Origin of the sequence: Roseiflexus sp. RS-1 (assembly GCF_000016665.1) — a bacterium.
Classification (GTDB): Bacteria; Chloroflexota; Chloroflexia; order Chloroflexales; family Roseiflexaceae; genus Roseiflexus.
Window position 1 is genome coordinate 3,806,212 of sequence record NC_009523.1, and the last position, 18,928, is coordinate 3,825,139.

21 protein-coding genes are annotated in these 18,928 nt (G+C 58.4%); 13 read left to right on the forward strand and 8 right to left on the reverse strand.

Annotation, left to right across the window (positions count from 1 at the left end):
* The first annotated feature begins 28 nt into the window (after positions 1-28).
* The 6 genes from ROSERS_RS15555 to ROSERS_RS15585 all read left to right on the forward strand — a co-directional run bounded on the left by ROSERS_RS15555 (position 29) and on the right by ROSERS_RS15585 (position 6,783).
* Positions 29-2,488 carry a response regulator gene (locus tag ROSERS_RS15555; protein WP_011957734.1) on the forward strand — a complete coding sequence of 820 codons (2,460 nt, stop codon included), beginning with the start codon at positions 29-31 and terminating at the stop codon, positions 2,486-2,488.
* A 112-nt stretch (positions 2,489-2,600) separates the two neighbouring features.
* On the forward strand, positions 2,601-3,563 hold the full coding sequence (locus ROSERS_RS15560) for a translation initiation factor eIF-2B (RefSeq protein WP_011957735.1): 963 nt from the start codon (positions 2,601-2,603) through the stop codon (positions 3,561-3,563).
* Between the two features lie 137 nt (positions 3,564-3,700).
* Complete coding sequence (locus ROSERS_RS15565) at positions 3,701-4,228, forward strand: hypothetical protein (protein WP_011957736.1); 528 nt, start codon at positions 3,701-3,703, stop codon at positions 4,226-4,228.
* On the forward strand, positions 4,225-5,253 hold the full coding sequence (locus tag ROSERS_RS15570; RefSeq protein ID WP_011957737.1) for a glucosaminidase domain-containing protein: 1,029 nt from the start codon (positions 4,225-4,227) through the stop codon (positions 5,251-5,253). The genes ROSERS_RS15565 and ROSERS_RS15570 overlap by 4 nt, the downstream gene beginning before the upstream one ends.
* On the forward strand, positions 5,253-5,867 hold the full coding sequence (locus ROSERS_RS15575; protein ID WP_011957738.1) for a M23 family metallopeptidase: 615 nt from the start codon (positions 5,253-5,255) through the stop codon (positions 5,865-5,867). Before ROSERS_RS15570 ends, ROSERS_RS15575 begins: the two co-directional genes overlap by 1 nt.
* A 289-nt stretch (positions 5,868-6,156) precedes the next feature.
* Complete coding sequence (locus ROSERS_RS15585; RefSeq protein ID WP_011957739.1) at positions 6,157-6,783, forward strand: hypothetical protein; 627 nt, start codon at positions 6,157-6,159, stop codon at positions 6,781-6,783.
* Between the two features lie 6 nt (positions 6,784-6,789).
* On the opposite strand, the gene ROSERS_RS15590 is transcribed toward ROSERS_RS15585, so the two are convergent.
* The gene (locus tag ROSERS_RS15590) at positions 6,790-7,263 is read right to left on the reverse strand and encodes a cell wall-active antibiotics response protein (RefSeq protein ID WP_011957740.1); all 474 of its coding nucleotides are present in this window, start codon (positions 7,261-7,263) and stop codon (positions 6,790-6,792) included.
* An 86-nt stretch (positions 7,264-7,349) separates the two neighbouring features.
* Between ROSERS_RS15590 and ROSERS_RS15595 the strand changes: the two genes are divergently transcribed.
* The 7 genes from ROSERS_RS15595 to ROSERS_RS15625 all read left to right on the forward strand — a co-directional run bounded on the left by ROSERS_RS15595 (position 7,350) and on the right by ROSERS_RS15625 (position 14,649).
* A complete protein-coding gene (locus ROSERS_RS15595; RefSeq protein WP_011957741.1) occupies positions 7,350-8,567 on the forward strand; it encodes a winged helix-turn-helix domain-containing protein in 1,218 nt (405 codons plus the stop codon).
* 258 nt (positions 8,568-8,825) lie between these two features.
* On the forward strand, positions 8,826-9,080 hold the full coding sequence (locus tag ROSERS_RS15600) for an FmdB family zinc ribbon protein (RefSeq protein ID WP_011957742.1): 255 nt from the start codon (positions 8,826-8,828) through the stop codon (positions 9,078-9,080).
* Between the two features lie 197 nt (positions 9,081-9,277).
* Positions 9,278-10,042, forward strand: a complete 765-nt coding sequence (gene epsC, locus ROSERS_RS15605) for a serine O-acetyltransferase EpsC (RefSeq protein ID WP_232282851.1) — start codon at positions 9,278-9,280, stop codon at positions 10,040-10,042.
* Positions 10,043-10,047: 5 nt separating this feature from the next.
* Positions 10,048-11,484, forward strand: coding sequence for a cysteine--tRNA ligase (gene cysS / locus ROSERS_RS15610; RefSeq protein ID WP_011957744.1), 1,437 nt, complete (start codon positions 10,048-10,050; stop codon positions 11,482-11,484).
* Positions 11,481-12,506, forward strand: coding sequence for a 50S ribosomal protein L11 methyltransferase (locus ROSERS_RS15615; RefSeq protein WP_011957745.1), 1,026 nt, complete (start codon positions 11,481-11,483; stop codon positions 12,504-12,506). The genes cysS and ROSERS_RS15615 overlap by 4 nt, the downstream gene beginning before the upstream one ends.
* Complete coding sequence (locus ROSERS_RS15620; RefSeq protein ID WP_011957746.1) at positions 12,487-13,269, forward strand: 16S rRNA (uracil(1498)-N(3))-methyltransferase; 783 nt, start codon at positions 12,487-12,489, stop codon at positions 13,267-13,269. Before ROSERS_RS15615 ends, ROSERS_RS15620 begins: the two co-directional genes overlap by 20 nt.
* A gap of 42 nt (positions 13,270-13,311) precedes the next feature.
* A complete protein-coding gene (locus tag ROSERS_RS15625; RefSeq protein ID WP_011957747.1) occupies positions 13,312-14,649 on the forward strand; it encodes a S41 family peptidase in 1,338 nt (445 codons plus the stop codon).
* A 263-nt stretch (positions 14,650-14,912) separates the two neighbouring features.
* Here the strand turns inward: ROSERS_RS15625 and ROSERS_RS15630 are convergent, their stop codons facing one another.
* From ROSERS_RS15630 to ROSERS_RS15660, 7 genes are all read right to left on the reverse strand, one after another.
* A complete protein-coding gene (locus ROSERS_RS15630; protein ID WP_011957748.1) occupies positions 14,913-15,311 on the reverse strand; it encodes a HEPN domain-containing protein in 399 nt (132 codons plus the stop codon).
* On the reverse strand, positions 15,295-15,645 hold the full coding sequence (locus ROSERS_RS15635) for a nucleotidyltransferase domain-containing protein (protein WP_011957749.1): 351 nt from the start codon (positions 15,643-15,645) through the stop codon (positions 15,295-15,297). The genes ROSERS_RS15630 and ROSERS_RS15635 overlap by 17 nt, the downstream gene beginning before the upstream one ends.
* A 20-nt stretch (positions 15,646-15,665) precedes the next feature.
* On the reverse strand, positions 15,666-15,824 hold the full coding sequence (locus ROSERS_RS26145; protein ID WP_157041109.1) for a hypothetical protein: 159 nt from the start codon (positions 15,822-15,824) through the stop codon (positions 15,666-15,668).
* A gap of 129 nt (positions 15,825-15,953) precedes the next feature.
* A complete protein-coding gene (locus ROSERS_RS15645) occupies positions 15,954-16,817 on the reverse strand; it encodes a DNA adenine methylase (RefSeq protein ID WP_011957751.1) in 864 nt (287 codons plus the stop codon).
* A 5-nt stretch (positions 16,818-16,822) separates the two neighbouring features.
* Positions 16,823-17,953 (reverse strand): hypothetical protein, encoded by a 1,131-nt coding sequence (locus ROSERS_RS15650; RefSeq protein WP_011957752.1) that lies wholly within the window; start codon positions 17,951-17,953, stop codon positions 16,823-16,825.
* Between the two features lie 322 nt (positions 17,954-18,275).
* On the reverse strand, positions 18,276-18,722 hold the full coding sequence (locus tag ROSERS_RS15655; RefSeq protein WP_011957753.1) for a PIN domain-containing protein: 447 nt from the start codon (positions 18,720-18,722) through the stop codon (positions 18,276-18,278).
* Positions 18,709-18,921 carry a hypothetical protein gene (locus ROSERS_RS15660; RefSeq protein ID WP_011957754.1) on the reverse strand — a complete coding sequence of 71 codons (213 nt, stop codon included), beginning with the start codon at positions 18,919-18,921 and terminating at the stop codon, positions 18,709-18,711. The genes ROSERS_RS15655 and ROSERS_RS15660 overlap by 14 nt, the downstream gene beginning before the upstream one ends.
* Positions 18,922-18,928 lie beyond the last annotated feature (7 nt).

Genomic DNA, 18,928 nt, shown 5'->3' on the forward strand with positions numbered 1-18,928 from the left:
TCCGCGATACGTGATCGATGGTTGACTGATGGAAGAAATTCTGATCATCGACGACAGCAAGCAAATCTGTTCCCTGCTTGCTGACCATGTATTGCCGGAGCTGGGCTATACTCCAACGATTGCACATACCGGGCGCCAGGGGCTGAATCGTCTCCGTCAGCGTACTCCTGATCTCATTCTCCTCGATCTGCAACTTCCGGACATCAGCGGTCTCGACCTGTTGCGCCTGATTGCCCAGGAAGGGTACGATGTGCCCGTTATCCTCATGACGGCGCATGGGTCGGAAGCGATTGCGGTCGAAGCGTTTCGTCTGGGAGCGCGGAACTACCTGATCAAGCCATTCAGTGAGACCGAGGCGCAGGCAGCAATCGATCAGGCGCTGCGCGAACGGCGCCTCAGGCGCGAAAAAGAGCAACTCACCCGCAACCTGCGGCAGCGCGTGCAGGAACTGACCGTCCTCTACTCGATCGGCAAATCGGTCAGTTCTCTGCTCGATCTCGAAGAACTGCTGGTGCGGATCGTCGAAGCCGGCGTCTATATCACACGCGCCGAAGAGGGCTTTCTGCTGCTGCGCGACCTGCACGCCAACGAACTCTACCTGCGTGCGGCGAAGAATCTTGGCGAGCAGCGCGCCCAGAAGATGCGCATGCCGATTGACGACAGCCTGGCAGGGCAGGTGATCCGCACCGGAAAGCCGATCCGCCTGGATAAAGCTGGCGCCGGCGCACAGTTGAAAGTCATCACCGGATTCCTGGTGCGCGCGATCCTTCAGGTGCCGCTGATGGTCGGCAATCAGGTGATCGGTGTCCTCGCGGTCGATAATCAGCAATCGGAACGCACCTTCAGCGACAATGATCAGTACCTGTTGTCCGCGCTCGCCGATTATGCCGCCATCGCAATCGAGAATGCACGCCTCTATGAGCAGGTCAAACAGAGCGAGGCGCGCTACCGCGACCTGTTCGACAATGCCAACGACCTGATCTTCACCCTCGACCGACAGTTCAATCTGCGCAGTATCAACAAAGTCGCCCCGGCTATCACCGGGTATGCCCAAAACGACCTGATCGGTCGTCCGTTGCGCGAGGTGAGTTTCAGCGACGCCTGGACCTACGTGGAGCGCCTGTTCAATGATGTGCTGCGGGGGCAGACCGTTCCGCCGTTCGAGTTGCAGATCCGACGCCGTGATGAAGAGATCGCTGTACTCGAAGTCAGTGCGCGTTTGATCCGCGATGGCGACGGTGCTGAAGCGATCCACTGCATCGCCCGCGACCTGACCGAGCGTCGCCGCCTGGAAGAGCAACTCATCAAATCGGAGAAACTCTCCGCCATTGGTCAACTGGTTGCCGGCGTCGCGCACGAGGTCAATAATCCGCTGACCAGTATCAGCGGCTACACCCAACTGATGCTGCGCGATGCCAGCCTGCCATCGGCGATCCGCGAAGACCTGCAACATATCAACACCCAGGCGGAGCGCGCAGCGCGCATCGTGCAGAACCTGTTGATGTTCGCCCGCGAACACAAGCCGCAGCGCATGCCCGTCGATATCAACCAGGTGCTGCAAAGCACCCTTACCCTGCGCGCCTATCAACTGCGCGTCGATAACATCACGGTCGTCACCGATTTCGCTCCCGACCTGCCGCAAACGGTAGCGGATCCGCACCAGTTGCAGCAGGTCTTCCTCAACCTGATCAACAATGCGCACCAGGCCATGATCGAGCGCGGCGGCAAGGGAACGCTCACGCTGCGCACCTCGGTTGAGCGGCGCGTTGGCGAGGGCGGACGCGAGGAAACCTGCATCCGCGTCGCCGTGAACGACACCGGCATCGGTATTCCGCCACGCAACCTGAATCGTATCTTCGACCCGTTCTTCACAACCAAGCCGATCGGGCAGGGAACCGGATTAGGGTTGTCGATCTGCTTCGGCATCATTCAGGAGCATCACGGTCGCATCTGGGCGGAAAGCGAGGTTGGCGTCGGAACGACAATGTACGTTGAACTGCCGCTCGACCATGTTTATGAGCCACCGGGGATATCGTCCATTGACTCAGAACCCGCATCTGTCGAAGCAGAACCCCTTCCCGAAGAGTCGAACGGCGGCGCTGCGATCCTGGTGGTTGACGACGAAGAGGCGGTCAGCGCATTGCTGGCGCGACTGCTTACCGATCTCGGTCATCGCCCGACCACAGTCGCCAGCGGTGAGGCTGCGCTCGCTGCAATTGCGCGCCAATCGTTCGACCTGATTCTGACCGATATCAAAATGCCTGGCATGACCGGATTCGAACTGTACCAGCATATCAAGGAACACAACCCGCACCTGGCGCAGCGTATCATTTTCATCACCGGCGATACAATCAGCGCCTCGACACAGGCGCGCCTCGCGCAGACCGGAAGTCCCTACATCGCCAAACCGTTTTCCATTGAACGCCTTGAAGCGCTGGTGAAGGCATGTCTTGCGCCCCAGGCAGCGGATCATCTGCCCGCGCCCTGAATGGCGCCGATCAACAGTGCACGAGTCTCCTGTCCTGTCATTTCCGCCGCTCTGTTTCATCCGCTGCACACAAACGATTCAAGTGTGCGATAATGAACATGGAAAACACACTATGTCCGGTCGTACGATGACACGAGGGGTCGAGGTCGTGGAGTCAGTCGCAGCAATAGCCGTCGATAATCGCCAGGGCGCCGCTCAGATTGCTGAACAGGCCGCCGATCTGATGATCCGGCGCGCGGAAGCCAGCCGATCATCATCGCCGCAGGAGTTTCGCCGCGACCTGCGCAACTTTGGATGGTCGCTCATCCACGCACAACCGGTGATGGCGCCGCTGGTCAACCTGGTCAATCGGGTTCTGTGGGCGATTGAAGAACCACAGTCGCTGAATGACTTGATCCGCACCGTCGTGGAGGTTGCCGAAGGGTTCAAGCATCAGTTGCGTCAGCACGCGCTGCATGTCGCCGAGGGCGCGTTGGCGCTGATTTCGGATGGCATCACCATCGTTACCCTGTCGTACAGTACCACCGTGCAACACGCGCTGCGTCACGCACAACGCGCAGGGCGCCGCTTCCGCGTCGTGTGCGGCGAGTCGCGCCCGATCCTCGAAGGTCGTCAGACGGCGGCAATCCTGGCGGAGTACGGGATTCCCACCCAACTGGTGATCGACGCTGAATTACCGGCCCATATCGCCCAGGCGCAACTGGTGATCGTGGGCGCCGATATGCTCAGCACCCAGGGATTGGTCAACAAAGTTGGCACCTACGGTATGGCGCTGACGGCGCACGCAAAGGGGGTCGGGTTCTACGCGCTCTGTGGCAGCGAGAAGTTCGTGCTGCCCGGTTTTCGCCCCCTTGAACAACTCGACCGCCCCCGCAGCGAGATCTGGGCGGAAGCGCCGCCCAACGTGCATATTCGCAACCGCTATTTCGACCTGACGCCGCTCGAACTGCTGTCAGGCATTGTGACCGAACGCGGGGTCTTGCCGGTCGCCGCCATTGAAGCATGGCTCGCGTCGACGCATCTGCATCCGGCGCTGGCGCACGAACAACAGGGTCAGATGGTAGAAACATCTTGATTTAGAACAAATGTTCGATTATAATGTCCTCACCTCAATCGCACAATGAACGCGGAGATCAACCGCCTGCGCTCAACCCGGCGTCCATTGCAGGCGTCAGAGTCCCGCCGTTGCTTGAACAGGTGAGGAGGTCTATCATGGCGGTCACGAGTCGGGCTATTCGCGTGGGGCGTCGCGCCTGGAGTCGCAACCACCGGATGCAACGCACTGCATACGCCGCGCTCTACGGAACGGCGCTGATGCTCGGCGCCCTGGCAATCTATGCTCTGATCGGCGCCGCGCTTGGGCGGATCACGGTGATGATCGACGATATACGCTACGGCTATCCGCGCACGATGCACGTCCAGGCGTTCGTCGGTCACGGCGAAGACGCCGGTCAACCGACGCATTTGATCGCAATCAATCTCGACCGGCAGGTGGTCATCCTGGAATTGCCCGGCGGCGATCCGTCGCAGGTGCGCTCTATCACCGGTCCATACCTGTTTGGCGCCGATGAGCATCTGACGCCGGTCACCATCAACGTTCAGGATGTCGATGGTGATGCGCTGCCCGACCTGCTGCTCGATATTCGTCGCGAGCGGATTATCTATCTTAATCGCGACGGTTTTTTCCGCCTGCCGACGCCCGAAGAACAGGCGCGCCTGATGAAAACCTTTCGTCCATGAACGACACTGATGCAGAGCATGACCTTCGCGCCAATCGCCGTTCGCCGCAGCGCGAGCGTCGATCGGCGCACCATGCCGACCTTCGCCTGCCGGAACGCCGCCCGAATCCGCTGGCGCGGCTGCGCGATCCGTTCGATGACCATTTGCCGGAGATCGGGCAACGCCGCCTCAGAGAACGTCGCGTCGATGTGCAGGAACGCCTGCCTTCCATTCCGTCGTTTGTGGCGCCGCTCGACGACGAACCGCTCGCACCGTCGCCCGACCACGACTCCGAACTCGAACGCGACCTGTTGCTGGCAGAGTTGATCGCAGCGCAATCGCTTCCCCGCCCCCCCCTGCAAGCGGAGAGACGAGTGGGTGGGGCGCGGCGAACCGCCCGATCGTGGGATTTCCCCTGGCCGCTCCTCGCCATCTGCCTGGTCAGTCTCGTTGTCCTGTTCCTGGTCTGGCGCGAAACCGGGACGCCGCAGATCTGCCTGGCGCCTGGATGCGCAGGACGCCTCCAGACGACCCTGACGAATGCGTTCACCAATCACCCGCCAGCGCCTAACGGTCAGCACTCGGTGCTTGGTCCGCCCAGCATTTCGGCGCAGCAGATCGACCGCATCCTCGCTGCGTGGCAATCACCGGCGGCCGGCACCGGCGCAACCTGGGTCGAACTCGGCGTCAGGTATGGCATCGACCCGGCATACGCCCTGGCTTTCTTCATCCATGAGTCGGGCGCAGGAACCGCCCCCGGCTGGGCCGGGCGCAAACCCGACGGCAGCACGACGCACAACATCGGCAATATCATCTGCGCCGGGTATAAGAGGTGTTACGGGCGATTCCGCGACTATGCGAGTTGGGAGGAAGGGATCGCAGACTGGTACCGTCTGATCGCCGTCGAGTATGTGGAGTGGCGCGGCGTCCATACCGTCGAGGAGATCGTCCCGATCTACGCGCCAGCGGTTGAAAACAATGTTCCGGTCTACATCGATACCGTCAATCGCCTGGTCGCCGAATGGCGCGTATCGCAAGCACGATAATGGGCCTGAGCCATACACAGATTCTCCTGCTGATCCTGGCGCTGATCGGGCTTGGCATTCTGGTGCAGCAAACACAATCACCGCCGCCATTGTTGAGTCGCTGGGACGGCTCGATGATGGGTGTCAGCCGCAGTGCAAAGCCGTCGATCAGCGCGGCGTTCGCCGCTCAACCTGCCGCCGAACGTCCCTCCGGCAATCCGTTGCGCGACCGGCGCACGGTGATCACGCAGGGGTACGGGGTCGGATCACACGCCCCCGCCAGCGTCTGGGGCGGGATCGACCTGGCTATCGATAGCGATGGCGATGGCAAAGCCGACCCGCAGGGAACATGGCATGTGCCGGTGTACGCCACCCACGATGGTATTGCGCGGGTGAAACCGAATACCTGGCCCGGCGGCAACTATCTGGCGATTGAGAATGAGCAGTACAAGACGGCGTATGCGCACCTCGATTCATATGCCGTCGTCGATGGTCAACCGGTGGTGCGCGGTCAGGTGATCGGATATGTCGGATCAACCGGTATGTCAAGCGGACCGCATCTGCACTACGAGGTGTGGGAACGCGGCGTGAACCGCAATCCGCTCGACTTCGACGCACTGCGCAGCGATGAGTGACCCCCCGCTGGACGTCTGGAACGAACATGTTCGTCGTCTTTGATGAACAAAATGTCATCAAATCACACGAACTTGACCAAAGGTATCGTCTTTTCGCGTATAATACCTGCAGGTTGTTGCAGCGTGACACGCGCGCGGCGGATCGGGCGCCGATGTGCAACCAGGGTACCCAAAAGTCCAATCCGGCACTGAGAAAGACTCCCATTGTCGGACGGGACGCACGTACTATAGACCGTTCCGAAGCGGCGGGGTATGATGGTACGGAAGGTGCTGGACAGGAGCCTGAGGTATGACGACACTTCCCTCCCCCAATGATGCAATCGCCGACTCGGCCAGACTGATCGCTATTCTCGAACGTCATCACAAAGATGTGCCGGAGATCGAAGGATTGCTCACCGCACATCGCACGACCCACCACCAGATGACGACCAGTTACCACGCCAGCGAAGATGCCATTGCCGCCTGGCGCGCGGCGCTGGCGCGCCGCTGGACGTGCGAAATAGCGGCGCGTCGCCTGTACAAGCAGACGCTGCGCCAGATTGTGCAGCACTACGGCACTGCCGAAACGCCGACCATCCGCCTGATCTCACGCGGCGGCGCCGAAGCCGATAGCACCCCGGCTGAATTGCTCGAGGATATGCGCCGCCTGCACGCTGTTCTTTCGCTCGAAGCCGCAACCCTGCCATTTGCCGAACAGCGCCTGACCGAAATTGCTCAATCGTGCGCTGCGCTCGAATCTGCCATTCATGATGTCGCCGAGAGTGAACGGCGACGGCGCACTGCGGTGCTCGATCTCCGCATTGCCCGTGAGGTCTATCGCCGGATGCGGCGTGAGACGTACCAGGCGCTCGTCAATCGGTTGGGTGATCAGGCGCCGCTCGATATCGACGAATCGGTGCTCGAAACGACAGAGTAGAGCCTGTCACAGGCTGGCGATCCGCCGGGTCTCACCCTCATACGATCCAGTGTTGCTGGACATTTCTGGCAATGGTTCACCAGGCAGCGCCGGTGCGGTTCTTTCCCCGGTTACAACCCGCACGATCTTTACCTCGCCAAACATCGCAACGGCAGTAATGCGCAGGCGCACCGGCGCTGTCTCGAATTCGATCTCCGGCAACCCGACAGGAGAGTGCAGTTCGTTGTCTTCTGAACGCCACTCATACCCCGTCTGTCCCATTATCGCGCTGCCATCCACGTGGATGCCAGCATCGTTGGGGACGCGGATTGTGACCTGACCAAACAGTGCGTAGGCGCCGATGGCGTGATCGCCGGACGAGAGTCGCTGGCGTGTCAGATCAACGGTGAGTCTGCCGAACATTGCCGTAAAACTCTCGCCTTCCAGATGGGTATGGGTGTTGATATGCTCAACATCACCAAACAGACTCATCGAGGACATAGCGTGCTCCTTACCTGTGTTGCACGAGACAACAGTTCGACGTATCATACCTGCGCAGAGTTGCGCACGTCCGTTCGGAGGGTCGTATGTCGCTCACACTGACGTCCGCTGCACTCCGTGCAGTGCTGCTGGCATCACAGGGGCTTGATCAACCGCCGCAGCGCGCGGCAACCCGGGATGACCTTCTGGAAACCATCCGGCGGATGGGTGCATTGCAAATCGACACCATCCACGTGGTCGCGCGCAGCCCGTACCTGGTGCTGTGGAGCCGCCTAGGGGCGTATGATCCGCGCTGGTTGACCGATCTGCTGGTGGAGCGAGCAATCTTTGAGTACTGGTCGCACGAAGCCTGTTTTCTGCCGATTGACGATTACCCGATCTACCGGTCACTCATGTTGGCAGGGCGCACGCGCAGCAATGCCTATGCGCGCAAGTGGTTGCACGAGCATCAATCGATTGCTGCTGCGCTGATCAACGATATTCGCAACAACGGACCGGTTCGCTCAGCAGACTTCGTTCGCGCTGACGACGCGAAGGGAGGATGGTGGAACTGGAAGATCGAAAAGATGGCGCTGGAAATGCTCTTCATTGTCGGTGATCTGATGATTGACCGGCGAGAGAACTTTCAGCGCGTTTACGACCTGCGTGAGCGAGTTCTGCCTGAATGGGACGATGCCCGTATACCTGATGTCGAGACAGCGCAGCGCACACTGATCCTTGCGGCAGCACAGGCGCTCGGTGCGGCGCCAGCACGCTGGCTCGCAGACTACTTTCGCCTGAACAAGGCAGAAACGGCGCGCATTGCCGCTACACTGGCAGCCAATGGCGCACTCGCAACTGCTCGTGTCGAAGGATGGCGCGATCCGGTCTACATTCATCCGGGCAATCTGCCGCTGGCTCAGGCTGCCGCCGATGGCGCGCTCCGATCAACGATGACGACGCTTCTCTCACCGTTCGATCCTGTCGTGTGGGATCGGCAGCGCATCCGGGAACTGTTTGGCTTCGACTATCGCATCGAGTGTTATACACCTGCACCCAAACGACGCTATGGCTATTTCACATTGCCCATCCTGCATCGGGGCGCGCTGATCGGGCGGCTTGATCCAAAAGCGCACCGGAAAGATGGTATATTTGAGGTCAAGGCGCTCTATATCGAGCCAGGCGTCGATCCAGACGAAGACCTTGCGCTGGAGCTGGCGGCAGCGTTGCGCTCCTGTGCAGCATGGCACGGCACACCCGACGTTGTTATTCGCCAGTGTGATCCGCCAGCGTTCGGTATACTGCTGAAACGCGCCCTCTCATAATCAAATCTGGTAGAACATGCTGCGCGGCATACTGGTGCGCGTTCACCATCCGCGCTGTTTGCCATTGGAGCGAAGGCGTCCCACCCTCTTGGGGCAGCCGAGGGCAAGATGCCCTCACTCCCGTAACGGGCTTCGTTCTCTAACGAAACTCCTACGTTTGACCGTTTGATCATTGCCATCAGATCGGCTACAATAGAAGCGCCTGACACATCATTCGGCGTTCGGCTCATTACTCGATACCAGGAGGTCGTGACGGTTATGCCTACCTACGTGTACGCCTGTGACGCTTGCGGTGCACAATTCGAACAGTTCCAGTCGTTCAAGGACGAGCCGTTGCGGGTTTGTCGCTGTGGCAAAGAAGGCTCGGTGCGCCGGGTCTTCCAGCCGGTGGGCATTGTCTTCAAAGGTTCAGGCTGGTACATTACCGATAGCCGCAAGAGTGACAGCGCGAGCATCGGCAGCGATGGCTCGTCGAAGAGTGAGAAGAGTGAGACGAGCGGCAGTGAATCGTGATCTGATCCATATGCGCCCCGAACGTGGGCGCTTCCCTTTCCTTCCCCATACCTCCCGCCGCCAGTCGGTCGGGTTCGTCGCGCAGACCTGTATCTGTCGTTAGGGGCGTCATGTTTTGAATGGCGCCCCTGGTTTGCGTTACGCGCTTCGATTGACCGTCGAACGGGAGGTTTTATATGTCCAGACATAAAGATAACCTGCTCTGCGTTATACGCGACGATATTCGCGCGATCTTTCGCAATGATCCGGCAGCGCGCAGCCTGGCGGAAGTACTGCTCTACCCTGGATTGCACGCGATTCTGCTGCATCGCCTGGCGCATGCGCTCTGGCGTCGCCAGATTCCGTTTATTCCGCGCCTGATCTCGCAGATCAGTCGCTTCCTCACCGGCATCGAAATCCATCCCGGCGCGGTCATCGGTCGTGGCTTCTTCATCGACCATGGCATGGGTGTGGTGATTGGCGAAACGACGGAGATCGGCGATTGGGTGACTCTCTATCAGGGCGTGACGCTTGGCGGCACCGGTAAACAGCGTGGCAAACGCCATCCGACGGTGCGCGACAACGTCGTGATCGGCGTCGGGGCAATCGTGCTTGGCGCTATCACCATTGGTGAGGGGGCGCGCATCGGCGGCGGCGCCGTGGTGGTGAAAGATGTGCCGCCACATACGACCGCCGTTGGCGTTCCGGCGCGCATCGTCGCGCAACGCGACCCGCATACCGGCGAAACACGCCGCGTCGAGCATCTCCCCGACCCCGAAGGCGAAATGCTGCGCAGCCTGCGCGCGAAGGTGCTGGAACTCGAAGAGCGCCTGACTGAACTCGAGATCGCCACCAACCATCATCTCACCCACCATGTCGAAGATGATGCACTGCTGGAACAGTGCTGGTCCGCTCTTGGCGATGATACACATGGCAATGGCATCATGAGTGAGCACGGCTATGTAGCCGGTGATGGGATATAGTATCTATGAGCATTCGTATCTATAACACGCTCACCCGCACTCTGGAACCGTTCGAAACGCTCGAACCCGGTGTGGTCAAAATGTACGTCTGCGGGGTGACAGTCTATGATCGGGCGCATATCGGGCACGCGATGTCGGCGATTGTCTTCGATGTGGTGCGGCGCTACCTGGAGTACCGCGGCTACGCGGTTCAGCACGTGGTCAACTTTACCGACGTGGACGATAAAATCATCAATCGCGCCAGAGAAATCGGACGTGATCCGAAGGAACTCGCCGAGTCGTACATTGCCGAGTTTCTCGAAGACCTCGAAGCGCTGAATGTCAAACGCGCCCATATCTACCCGCGCGCGACGGAAACGATGCCGGAGATTCAGCAGTTCATCACCCGCCTGATCGAAACCGGGCATGCATACGTGGTCGATGGTGATGTCTATTTCCGCATTGCGACCGTCCCCGATTACGGCAAACTTTCGCGGCGCAGTCTCGACGATATGATTGCCGGGAATCGTATCAGCGTCGATGAGCGCAAAGAAAATCCGGCGGACTTTGCGCTGTGGAAAGCAGCGAAACCGGGGGAGCCGTTCTGGGACAGCCCGTGGGGACCGGGGCGTCCCGGATGGCATATCGAGTGCTCGGCGATGAACCTGGCGCATCTCGGCGAACAGATCGATATCCACGGCGGCGGCGCCGACCTGATCTTTCCACACCACGAGAACGAAATTGCCCAAACCGAAAGCCTGACCGGCAAGCCATTCGCGCGCTACTGGATGCACAACGGCATGCTCCAGATTCAGACCCGTCTGGCGGACGGCACGTATAAACTGGAGAAGATGTCGAAATCGCTCGGCAATGTGGTGACGATCCGCGAGTTTCTGGCGCAGTACCACCCCGATGTGCTTCGTTTGACGGTGCTCTCAAGTTCGTACCGCAGTCCGCTGGCGTTTGGCGAGGAGATTGCCGCCGATCAGGAGCGCAAACTGGTGCGATTGCGTTCCGCGCTCGAACCGCCGATCGGGACGATTGAAGCGGGATTGGCGGTCGATGTGCTGCTGGCAGCTGCACGAACCACCCGCGAACGGTTCATCGCCGCGATGGATGACGATTTCAACACGGCTGGCGCACTGGCGGCGCTCTTCGATCTGGTGCGCGCGATCAATACTGCGCGCGATGCAGGCGTCGGCGGGGCGCCGTTCGCCGAAGCGCAGGCGACGTTCCGCGAGTTGACCGATGTGCTGGGGTTGACCCTGACACCGCAGCAACCGATCATCCAGCAGGCGGCGCCGTTTATCGACCTGCTGATTGAGGTGCGCAGCGAACTGCGCAAGGCGAAGCAGTTCGCTCTTGCCGATATGGTGCGTAACCGCCTGGCGGATCTGGGAATCACGCTCGAGGATACGCCGCAGGGTACCCGTTGGAAAGCGGCAGATAAGCGACACGTATGAACTGGCTGGAACTTTCAGTCACGTGTGATGCTGAAGCGGTCGAGTCGGTCAGTGAGTTGCTGGCGCACTATGGCTACAACGGCGGCGTTGTCGTCGAGCCGCCGATCATTCCCGGCGATGACGGTCCGGAGTACCGGTACGATCCAGTGCGCCCGGTGACGGTGCGCACCTACCTGGCGCTCGACGAGTCCGCCGAAGAGGCGCGTGCGCGCATCGAGCAGGGGTTGTGGCTGCTTGGAATGATCCGTCCTGTCGGTCAGTTGCAGGTCCGGCAGATCGAGGAGGAGGATTGGGCAAACGCCTGGAAGCAGTACTACACCATCCAGCGGATCGGTGAGCGCATGATGATCGTGCCGTCGTGGCTGGACTACGAGCCGCAGCACGACGATCTGGTTGTGCGTATCGATCCCGGCATGGCGTTTGGAACCGGACTCCATCCGACGACGCAGTTGTGCCTGCGCGCCCTGGAGCAGTATGTTACGCCGGGCATCACTGCACTCGATCTGGGGTGCGGCTCCGGTATTCTTGCCATTGCGGCGGCGCGCCTGGGCGCTGCCAGAGTGCTGGCGCTCGACACTGACCCGATTGCGGTTGAGGCAACGCGGGCAAATGCGGCGCTGAACACCGTGGCGGATGTCGTCATTGCCGCACAGGGAAGCCTGGGACGCGGCGCAGCCTTCGGGCACTGGTTGCAACCGACAACCGTCAGGAGTGATCAGGAGACGTCAACCGCCGAATCGTCGGCGCTGCTTCCCGACTCGCTCCCTCCCGATGTGGCATTGCCGTTCGACCTGATTGTCGCCAACATCATCGCCAGGGTGCTTGTCGCAGTCGCTCCCGATTGCGTCGCCGCGCTGCGTCCAGGCGGCATCCTGATCAGTTCCGGCATTATCGCCGAACGCGAATCCGATGTTGTCGCCGCGTATGCCGCCGCCGGTCTCGAACCGGTCACACGCCATCAGGAAGGCGACTGGGTGGCGCTGGTTCATCGCAAGCCGTCATATGCCCCGCCGTCAGCGTGATACGATTCGCAGCAACACCTACCGTTTTTTCGTCGATCCGTCCGCGCTCGACGGCGGGAAGGCGCGCCTGTTCGATCCCGAACTGGGGCATCAACTGGCGGATGTGTTGCGGCTCGGTCGCGGCGATCGGATTATCCTGCTCGATGGCGAGGGGTGGCAGTATACGGTATCGCTGGAAGCCGTTGATCGGCGCGGCACGGTGAACGGTGCAATCGAGGCGCGTGAAGCAGCTGGCGGCGAACCGCGCATCAATCTGACGATCTACCTGCCGCTCATCCGAACCGAACGTTTCGAGTGGGCGCTGCAAAAAGGGGTCGAACTCGGAGCGGCGACATTCGTTCCGACGACCTGCGCTCGCAGTATCGACATCGCTCCCGACGAACGCAAACTGACCCGCTGGCGCCGGATCATTCGCGAGGCTGCCGAGCAGTCGCGCCGCGGCAGACTGCCACGCCTTACACCGGCGATCCCGTTCGCCGAAGCCTGCGCCCAATGGGATTCGTCCGATCCGGCGCTGCTTCTGTGGGAAGGAACAGATGCGACGCCCCTCGCGCACGCCCTGCGCATCCTGCAACAGCACACGTCGCCGACGTCGCTCGCGCTCTTCAGCGGACCGGAGGGCGGATTGACCGACGATGAACGCCAATGCGCCGGGCGCCATGGTATCATGAGCGTATCGCTCGGTCCGCGCACACTCCGCGCCGAAACTGCGCCAATTGCTGCGACCGCGATCATCGTGTACGAGTTCGACACGCACGGGTGACCTGCTTTTGCCCCGATGCACCACCCGTTCAGGAGCTTCGTTATGTCCGCCTATCGTCCTGTGCTTCGTCGTCTTGCCGCCGCGCTGGTTCTGCTGACCGTCGGGTTCATCGGTGGTTGGGTAAGCGCCACGATCTTCGCCGACAGCATCTCGCTCACCCGGATTGTTCCGGTGATTGGTCCTGGACTGGTCGCCAACCAGGAGACGCCGCCATCGCTGCGGCAGCAGTTTCGCGTCTTCTGGGAGGTGTGGAATCTGGTTGAAGCCGAGTTCTACCGGCGCGACAAGATCAACCACACGCGCATGATCCGCGGCGCTATCAGCGGCATGCTGGGGTCGCTCGACGATCCGTACACCGTCTACCAGGAACCGGAGCTGGCGTCGCAGACAAACGAGCACATGCAGGGGCGCATGGGGGGCATTGGAACCTACCTGCGGATCACCGACGGGCGCGCCTACCTCTACAAGCCGATCAAAGGCGCGCCTGCCGACGCCGCCGGTCTCCGGCAAGACGATGAGATCGTCGCAATTGATGGCGAGCCGGTAGCGCCAATGATCGCCGGTCTCGACATTCACGAAGCGGCGGTCAAAGTGGCGGCGAAAATCCGCGGGCAGGCTGGCACGCAGGTGCGTCTGACCATCCGGCGGCAACCGGGCGATCAGGAGTTCGATATAACCCTGACCCGCGCCGACATTGTGGTTCCCGGCGTCGAAGCGCAACTTGTCGATGGCGGCGTCGCCTATATCCGCATCATCGAATTCAAAGCCAACACCGTTCCCGAATTCGATCAGGCGCTGCGCGAACTGCTGCCGCAGGCGCCGAAGGGAATCGTCCTTGACCTGCGCAACAATCCCGGCGGCTACCTGGATCAGGCACGCGCCGTATTAGGGCGACTGTACGACGGGGTGGCGCTCTACGAGCAGAACAGCAAAGGAGAGTTGACCGAAATCCGCACCGTCAGCGGCGACATTCGCGCGTATGACCTTCCTATCGTGGTGCTGATCAACGGCGGTTCCGCCAGCGCCAGCGAAATTGTCGCCGGGGCGTTGCGCGACAGTCGCCCGAATGTGACGCTGATCGGCGAAAAAACCTTTGGCAAAGGGTCGGTGCAGAACATCTACAACCTGAGCGACGGGAGCAGCGCGCGCATCACCTTTGCCCACTGGTTGACACCGGCGCGCACTGAAATCGACAAGATCGGCATCATGCCGCAGTACGTCATTCCCTACGCCGAAGATCCGGCCACGCAGGCGCCGTGCATTGGCGACCGGCAACCGCCGCCTGGAGCGACCACCTGCGCCGACAATCAACTGTTCTATGCCATCCGCCTGCTGACAACCGGCGAAAAGCCGCCATCGATGCCAGCAGCGGCGCGCTGAGGAGCAGTGCTCCCGGATCGTGTCGGTTCAAGCAGCGTGGTCGTCCCGACCTTCGCCTGCACGCTATAAGTCCACCGCAAAAAGGGTAGGTCACTGCAGCGGCGCAGCGTTCGCAGAGGAAGATGCCAGAGCGAGTCGCTCCAACGCATCACACTTCGACGCGCATATTTTTGAAGTTCTCTGCGCGCTCGGCGTCTCTGCGGTGCGTTTTTGCAGTGAAGTCATGCTATGGTTAATGACAATTCCCGCAGGCGTTCGTTCTTCTACGGGTGCGCGGCCTGCGGCAAAACGGCCAGCACAGCCGCACGAACCCGCTCAGCCACCTCGATCGCCTCAGCGGCAGTGGCCTGATCTGGCCAGAATCCAGGGTCATAGCGCAACTGGACAGCGTAGGGGGTCAACTGCGTCAGGTCAAGCCCCGTGAGATCCGGCGCCGGGTCGAGCGTGGCACAGCGGCGCTCAAGCTCCTCAAGGTTATGCGTGAGCGGAAACGGCTGCCCGGTGAAAGCGAGCAGTCCCTTCAGGTATTTCTCAGCAGCCTGCTGGGCATGAAAGCAGGCCGTATCATACGGTCCAGAACTTGCCGCGATGAGCCGTGCGCTAAACAGGTCGCTATCTCCCTTTGCCAGCCAGCCGCGCGCCAGGTCAGTCGCGTCGCTCATACAGCACCTTTCCCTCACGCAGGGCGGTCGTGATAAACGCGTTCGGCACATTAGCCCACGCTTGTACCTCGGCCGGGGTCCAGACGACAACATCTTTCGCCGGAAACAGGCCGACAAGCGCACGAAGGTAGCGTGACGCACGCTTATAGCGCGGCAGGTCCGACTCTTCAATGACCAGGATGTCGAGATCGCTGTCAGGACGAGCATCACCGCGGGCACGCGAGCCGAACAGCACAATCTTGCGCGGGTTGCCCGCTGCACGCATTCGCTCAACCATTTCGCGTAATAGTTCGTCAGACACCGGCGGGTAAACCGTCTCAAGCGGGGTAGACATCGGTACACTCCTGCTCCAGGTCAATGAAGGAGCGCTTCACGATGGCGCTGGTATCGAGGCGGGAACCTCCGTTCCAGCCACTCCTCAACCAGCGTCTCGACGGGCCGACCAGGGCGCGCAGTCTCCTGCGCAAGCCGGTCATAGAGATCAGGTTGCAACTCAAGGATCAGTGTGGTCATGAACACCTCACCTGGGTTCGGATAGAACCGCTGTTGATTCTCATCGTATTGTACAATGCGACGGTTCGCGCAGCACGATGACCGGTGCAACCGGCATACCCGGTCCGAGAAGGCGAGGATACGCTGCAATTACCACAGCGAATGCTGGATGCATCCATTGAACTGCACGCGCATGTCGTGATCCATGGGGAGTTGATAATTGGAGATGAACAGTTCAGCGCCTTTCTCGGCTTTCTCCTGCCTGTAATTATTCATGCCGTACTGCAATTCCCAACGATGGATACACGCAAACTGAAAGTTCTGACGAATTTCAGGCGAGTCGTCATATGTAATCAGCCACGAGTGCCTGCACTTTTTCATCTCTTCAGCAAATTCAGTGTGGTCAAAACTCTCGTGCAATATGCCATTTCTTCCATAAAGTTTTGATTTCGTCGCAACGAGGTATGGCGGATCCAGGAATGTAAATGTCCTTCTATCACCATCCTTCAGCAACTCCTTATAGTCCATATTCGTAATCTTAACACCCTCTAAGATTTTTCCGAGAAGAGCAACTCTTTCTATTGAAGATTTCGTAAATCTTCCAACGAAAGCCCCTTCGGAATAACCTCCCGCCTCAACGACCCCAGAAAAGGTAATCCGATTAAGAACAAAAAACCTTACTGCCCGCTCAAAGTCACCCATTGTTGATGTGTTCATGCCAAGCAACTCATAAAACAACTCCCTCCCATCTACTCTTTCCAGCTTTAATCTCATAATCTCACCCGCCAATTTCACAGAGTCTTCCTGAGCGCACTTCCAAAAATAGAATAGTTCAGTATTGAGATCATTGATCCACATTCTGACTTCAGGATACTTTTGTCTCAAGCAAACGAAAAAAGACCCCCCTCCAACGAATGGTTCGCGGTATTCATCGAAAACGTCAGGAACAAGGGCAAGCAGGCGCTGCACCGCGCGTGACTTTCCGCCAGGGTAGCGTAAAGGGCTTTTGATCATTGCTTTTATTGGTTAGGAGCTATATGTATCTGAATTCTCTTATTATAAAGACATTCGTCGTATAAACCGCGAATTACTTTAGCTCTTCTCTCATTAAGTCTGTTTTCAGTAATGAACCGGTCTAATTCGCAACTACTGCAAGGCATAAAGAGAGTGCCATAAATATCTTTTCCCGTCAACTTCAACCGAACGGTGAAATCAACCTTTTGACCCTCGAGGAGCAGAGCATCGATGTTTGAAAAGAGGGCAATCTTGAAAAGACCATCTTTTATATCATCGAGAGAAGGAAGAGATCCTTTTGTTGAGTTTTTAGACTCCTGAATGACATATCTATCGCCCTCTTTGATAACTTCATCAGCAGTCAGATAGTAAACACCTCCGAGATAATTTCTGATATTGAGCCTTACCTTCGAGCCGTCTGAAAGATGTTCATTATGATGGACAACGGCAGCTTCCCTTATGGAGGCATTTTTTGAACCTGAAAGAGAGAGATTTTTGAAATCATCAAAATTGGCTCTGACTTTCTCCAAATACTTTTCTTGTGCTTTCCTGTCGTGCATCTTGATCCCTGTTTGTCTCGATATTACTTGATAACTGTCAAGAGCCTTCCTGTAAATATCAACAAAACTAGTCTCCAAAAGATTAAAGTTCCAGTGGAGCGCACTATTTTTATACTTCAGTATATCCAGTATCTGTCTCTCTACAAAATCAGGTGAAAAGGACTGTTTACTTATTTTATTTCTCTTCGATTGACCTGCTCTTGAATTCCTTACTGCACTTTCATAATAAGCGAGAACGATATAAATATCAAATAAATTCATCCAGGATATTGTCGAGAACTGAATTCTATCGAGATCACCATCAATCCCCTCATCCTTGAGCACTGGAATAACAGTGATACGCTTCGGGGCGTTTAATATGTCGTACAACCGCGCAAAAGGGTAGCTACGTGTTCGTTTAGGAGACACCCATTTTGAATACGCTACCGAACCGTCAGGGACGATAATTTTACCGCAAGGCCTGGCTTTATTGATATCGAAATCACAAAAATCATATTCTGGCAGTTTTTCCGCCAGGCATGCCGTATATTGAACATTACTTACAAAACCATCAAACGTCAGAACATCCTGTTTCATGCTATCTCGATCTGGCACACCACAGCCGACCGGTATTCCCCCTATGATAGATCATATGAGCGAAACGGTCAAATGCGCATCACAATCACCTGACGGTCAGGTTGCCGAGTTTCGGCACTGCCGCAATCCACACCTGACCGGGATTCATCGCCGCTTCGCTGCCGTCGGCAAGGTAGAAGCGCAGCGATAGATGAACCATTGCTTACAACATGTATAATGCGCCTGACGGTCTGCGATTCATCTGCGCCGCAGAGCGCAGTAGATCTGCGTCAGGCACAATCGCATGTCGGGCAGCACAGTCGTCGACTCGATCTACGCCAGTTTATGATTGGATTACTGCTTTCATTGGGTTGACAATCGTCAGCTGGCTGTTGATGATCAGCCCGTCTTGCAGATCCTCGGTGTACAAGGTCGTTGCCCCTACCGCCAGCGCACTTGCGATAATCAGACTATCCCAATAGGAAACGTGGTAGGCGCTGCGAAGATCCGATGCGTGCAGCAAGATGGAGCGGTTCAACTCGACAATCAGATACTTGCGATAGAGGGAGCGAATTAACTTGCGGATCGCCTGCTCATCCGCCTGAAACTTGCGCAGCATGTTGACAGACACCTCGTTCACGACTTGGGTGCTCAGGGCAATCTGCGGTGTCCCACGGATGAGCCCTTTGGCCCGTTGCGACTTGAGTTTCTCCTGGCTCGTGCTAAACGCATAGAGCCAGATATTCGTGTCGATAAAGGCCAGAGCCGAGCCTGCGCTAGCGGCGCCCATAGATCTCGTCCCGTGTCAGTGGCGTAAACGAATCAACCTGATAAGGATGATTGAGAAGGAACTCGACCATATCCTCTTCATCTTCGTCATTGTCGGTGAGAATAATGACGCGCACGCGCCCCTTGATGCGGTCGTGATATTCCTTCGGCAGTTCAATGGCGCCGTGCTCAATGTAGGTTTGAAACTCGATAACACTCATATGCTGA

Excerpts from the sequence above, each read along its gene's own strand:
- ROSERS_RS15650 (WP_011957752.1), bottom strand. The coding sequence starts at position 17,953 with ATGAAACAGGATGTTCTGACGTTTGATGGTTTTGTAAGTAATGTTCAA.
- ROSERS_RS15590 (WP_011957740.1), bottom strand. The coding sequence starts at position 7,263 with ATGTCCTCGATGAGTCTGTTTGGTGATGTTGAGCATATCAACACCCAT.
- ROSERS_RS15575 (WP_011957738.1), top strand. The coding sequence starts at position 5,253 with ATGGGCCTGAGCCATACACAGATTCTCCTGCTGATCCTGGCGCTGATC.
- ROSERS_RS15600 (WP_011957742.1), top strand. The coding sequence starts at position 8,826 with ATGCCTACCTACGTGTACGCCTGTGACGCTTGCGGTGCACAATTCGAA.
- ROSERS_RS15595 (WP_011957741.1), top strand. The coding sequence starts at position 7,350 with ATGTCGCTCACACTGACGTCCGCTGCACTCCGTGCAGTGCTGCTGGCA.
- ROSERS_RS15625 (WP_011957747.1), top strand. The coding sequence starts at position 13,312 with ATGTCCGCCTATCGTCCTGTGCTTCGTCGTCTTGCCGCCGCGCTGGTT.
- ROSERS_RS15560 (WP_011957735.1), top strand. The coding sequence starts at position 2,601 with ATGTCCGGTCGTACGATGACACGAGGGGTCGAGGTCGTGGAGTCAGTC.
- ROSERS_RS15570 (WP_011957737.1), top strand. The coding sequence starts at position 4,225 with ATGAACGACACTGATGCAGAGCATGACCTTCGCGCCAATCGCCGTTCG.
- cysS (WP_011957744.1), top strand. The coding sequence starts at position 10,048 with ATGAGCATTCGTATCTATAACACGCTCACCCGCACTCTGGAACCGTTC.
- ROSERS_RS26145 (WP_157041109.1), bottom strand. The coding sequence starts at position 15,824 with ATGACCACACTGATCCTTGAGTTGCAACCTGATCTCTATGACCGGCTT.
- ROSERS_RS15660 (WP_011957754.1), bottom strand. The coding sequence starts at position 18,921 with ATGAGTGTTATCGAGTTTCAAACCTACATTGAGCACGGCGCCATTGAA.
- ROSERS_RS15620 (WP_011957746.1), top strand. The coding sequence starts at position 12,487 with ATGCCCCGCCGTCAGCGTGATACGATTCGCAGCAACACCTACCGTTTT.
- ROSERS_RS15655 (WP_011957753.1), bottom strand. The coding sequence starts at position 18,722 with ATGGGCGCCGCTAGCGCAGGCTCGGCTCTGGCCTTTATCGACACGAAT.
- ROSERS_RS15630 (WP_011957748.1), bottom strand. The coding sequence starts at position 15,311 with ATGAGCGACGCGACTGACCTGGCGCGCGGCTGGCTGGCAAAGGGAGAT.
- ROSERS_RS15555 (WP_011957734.1), top strand. The coding sequence starts at position 29 with ATGGAAGAAATTCTGATCATCGACGACAGCAAGCAAATCTGTTCCCTG.
- ROSERS_RS15635 (WP_011957749.1), bottom strand. The coding sequence starts at position 15,645 with ATGTCTACCCCGCTTGAGACGGTTTACCCGCCGGTGTCTGACGAACTA.
- ROSERS_RS15585 (WP_011957739.1), top strand. The coding sequence starts at position 6,157 with ATGACGACACTTCCCTCCCCCAATGATGCAATCGCCGACTCGGCCAGA.
- ROSERS_RS15615 (WP_011957745.1), top strand. The coding sequence starts at position 11,481 with ATGAACTGGCTGGAACTTTCAGTCACGTGTGATGCTGAAGCGGTCGAG.
- ROSERS_RS15645 (WP_011957751.1), bottom strand. The coding sequence starts at position 16,817 with ATGATCAAAAGCCCTTTACGCTACCCTGGCGGAAAGTCACGCGCGGTG.
- ROSERS_RS15565 (WP_011957736.1), top strand. The coding sequence starts at position 3,701 with ATGGCGGTCACGAGTCGGGCTATTCGCGTGGGGCGTCGCGCCTGGAGT.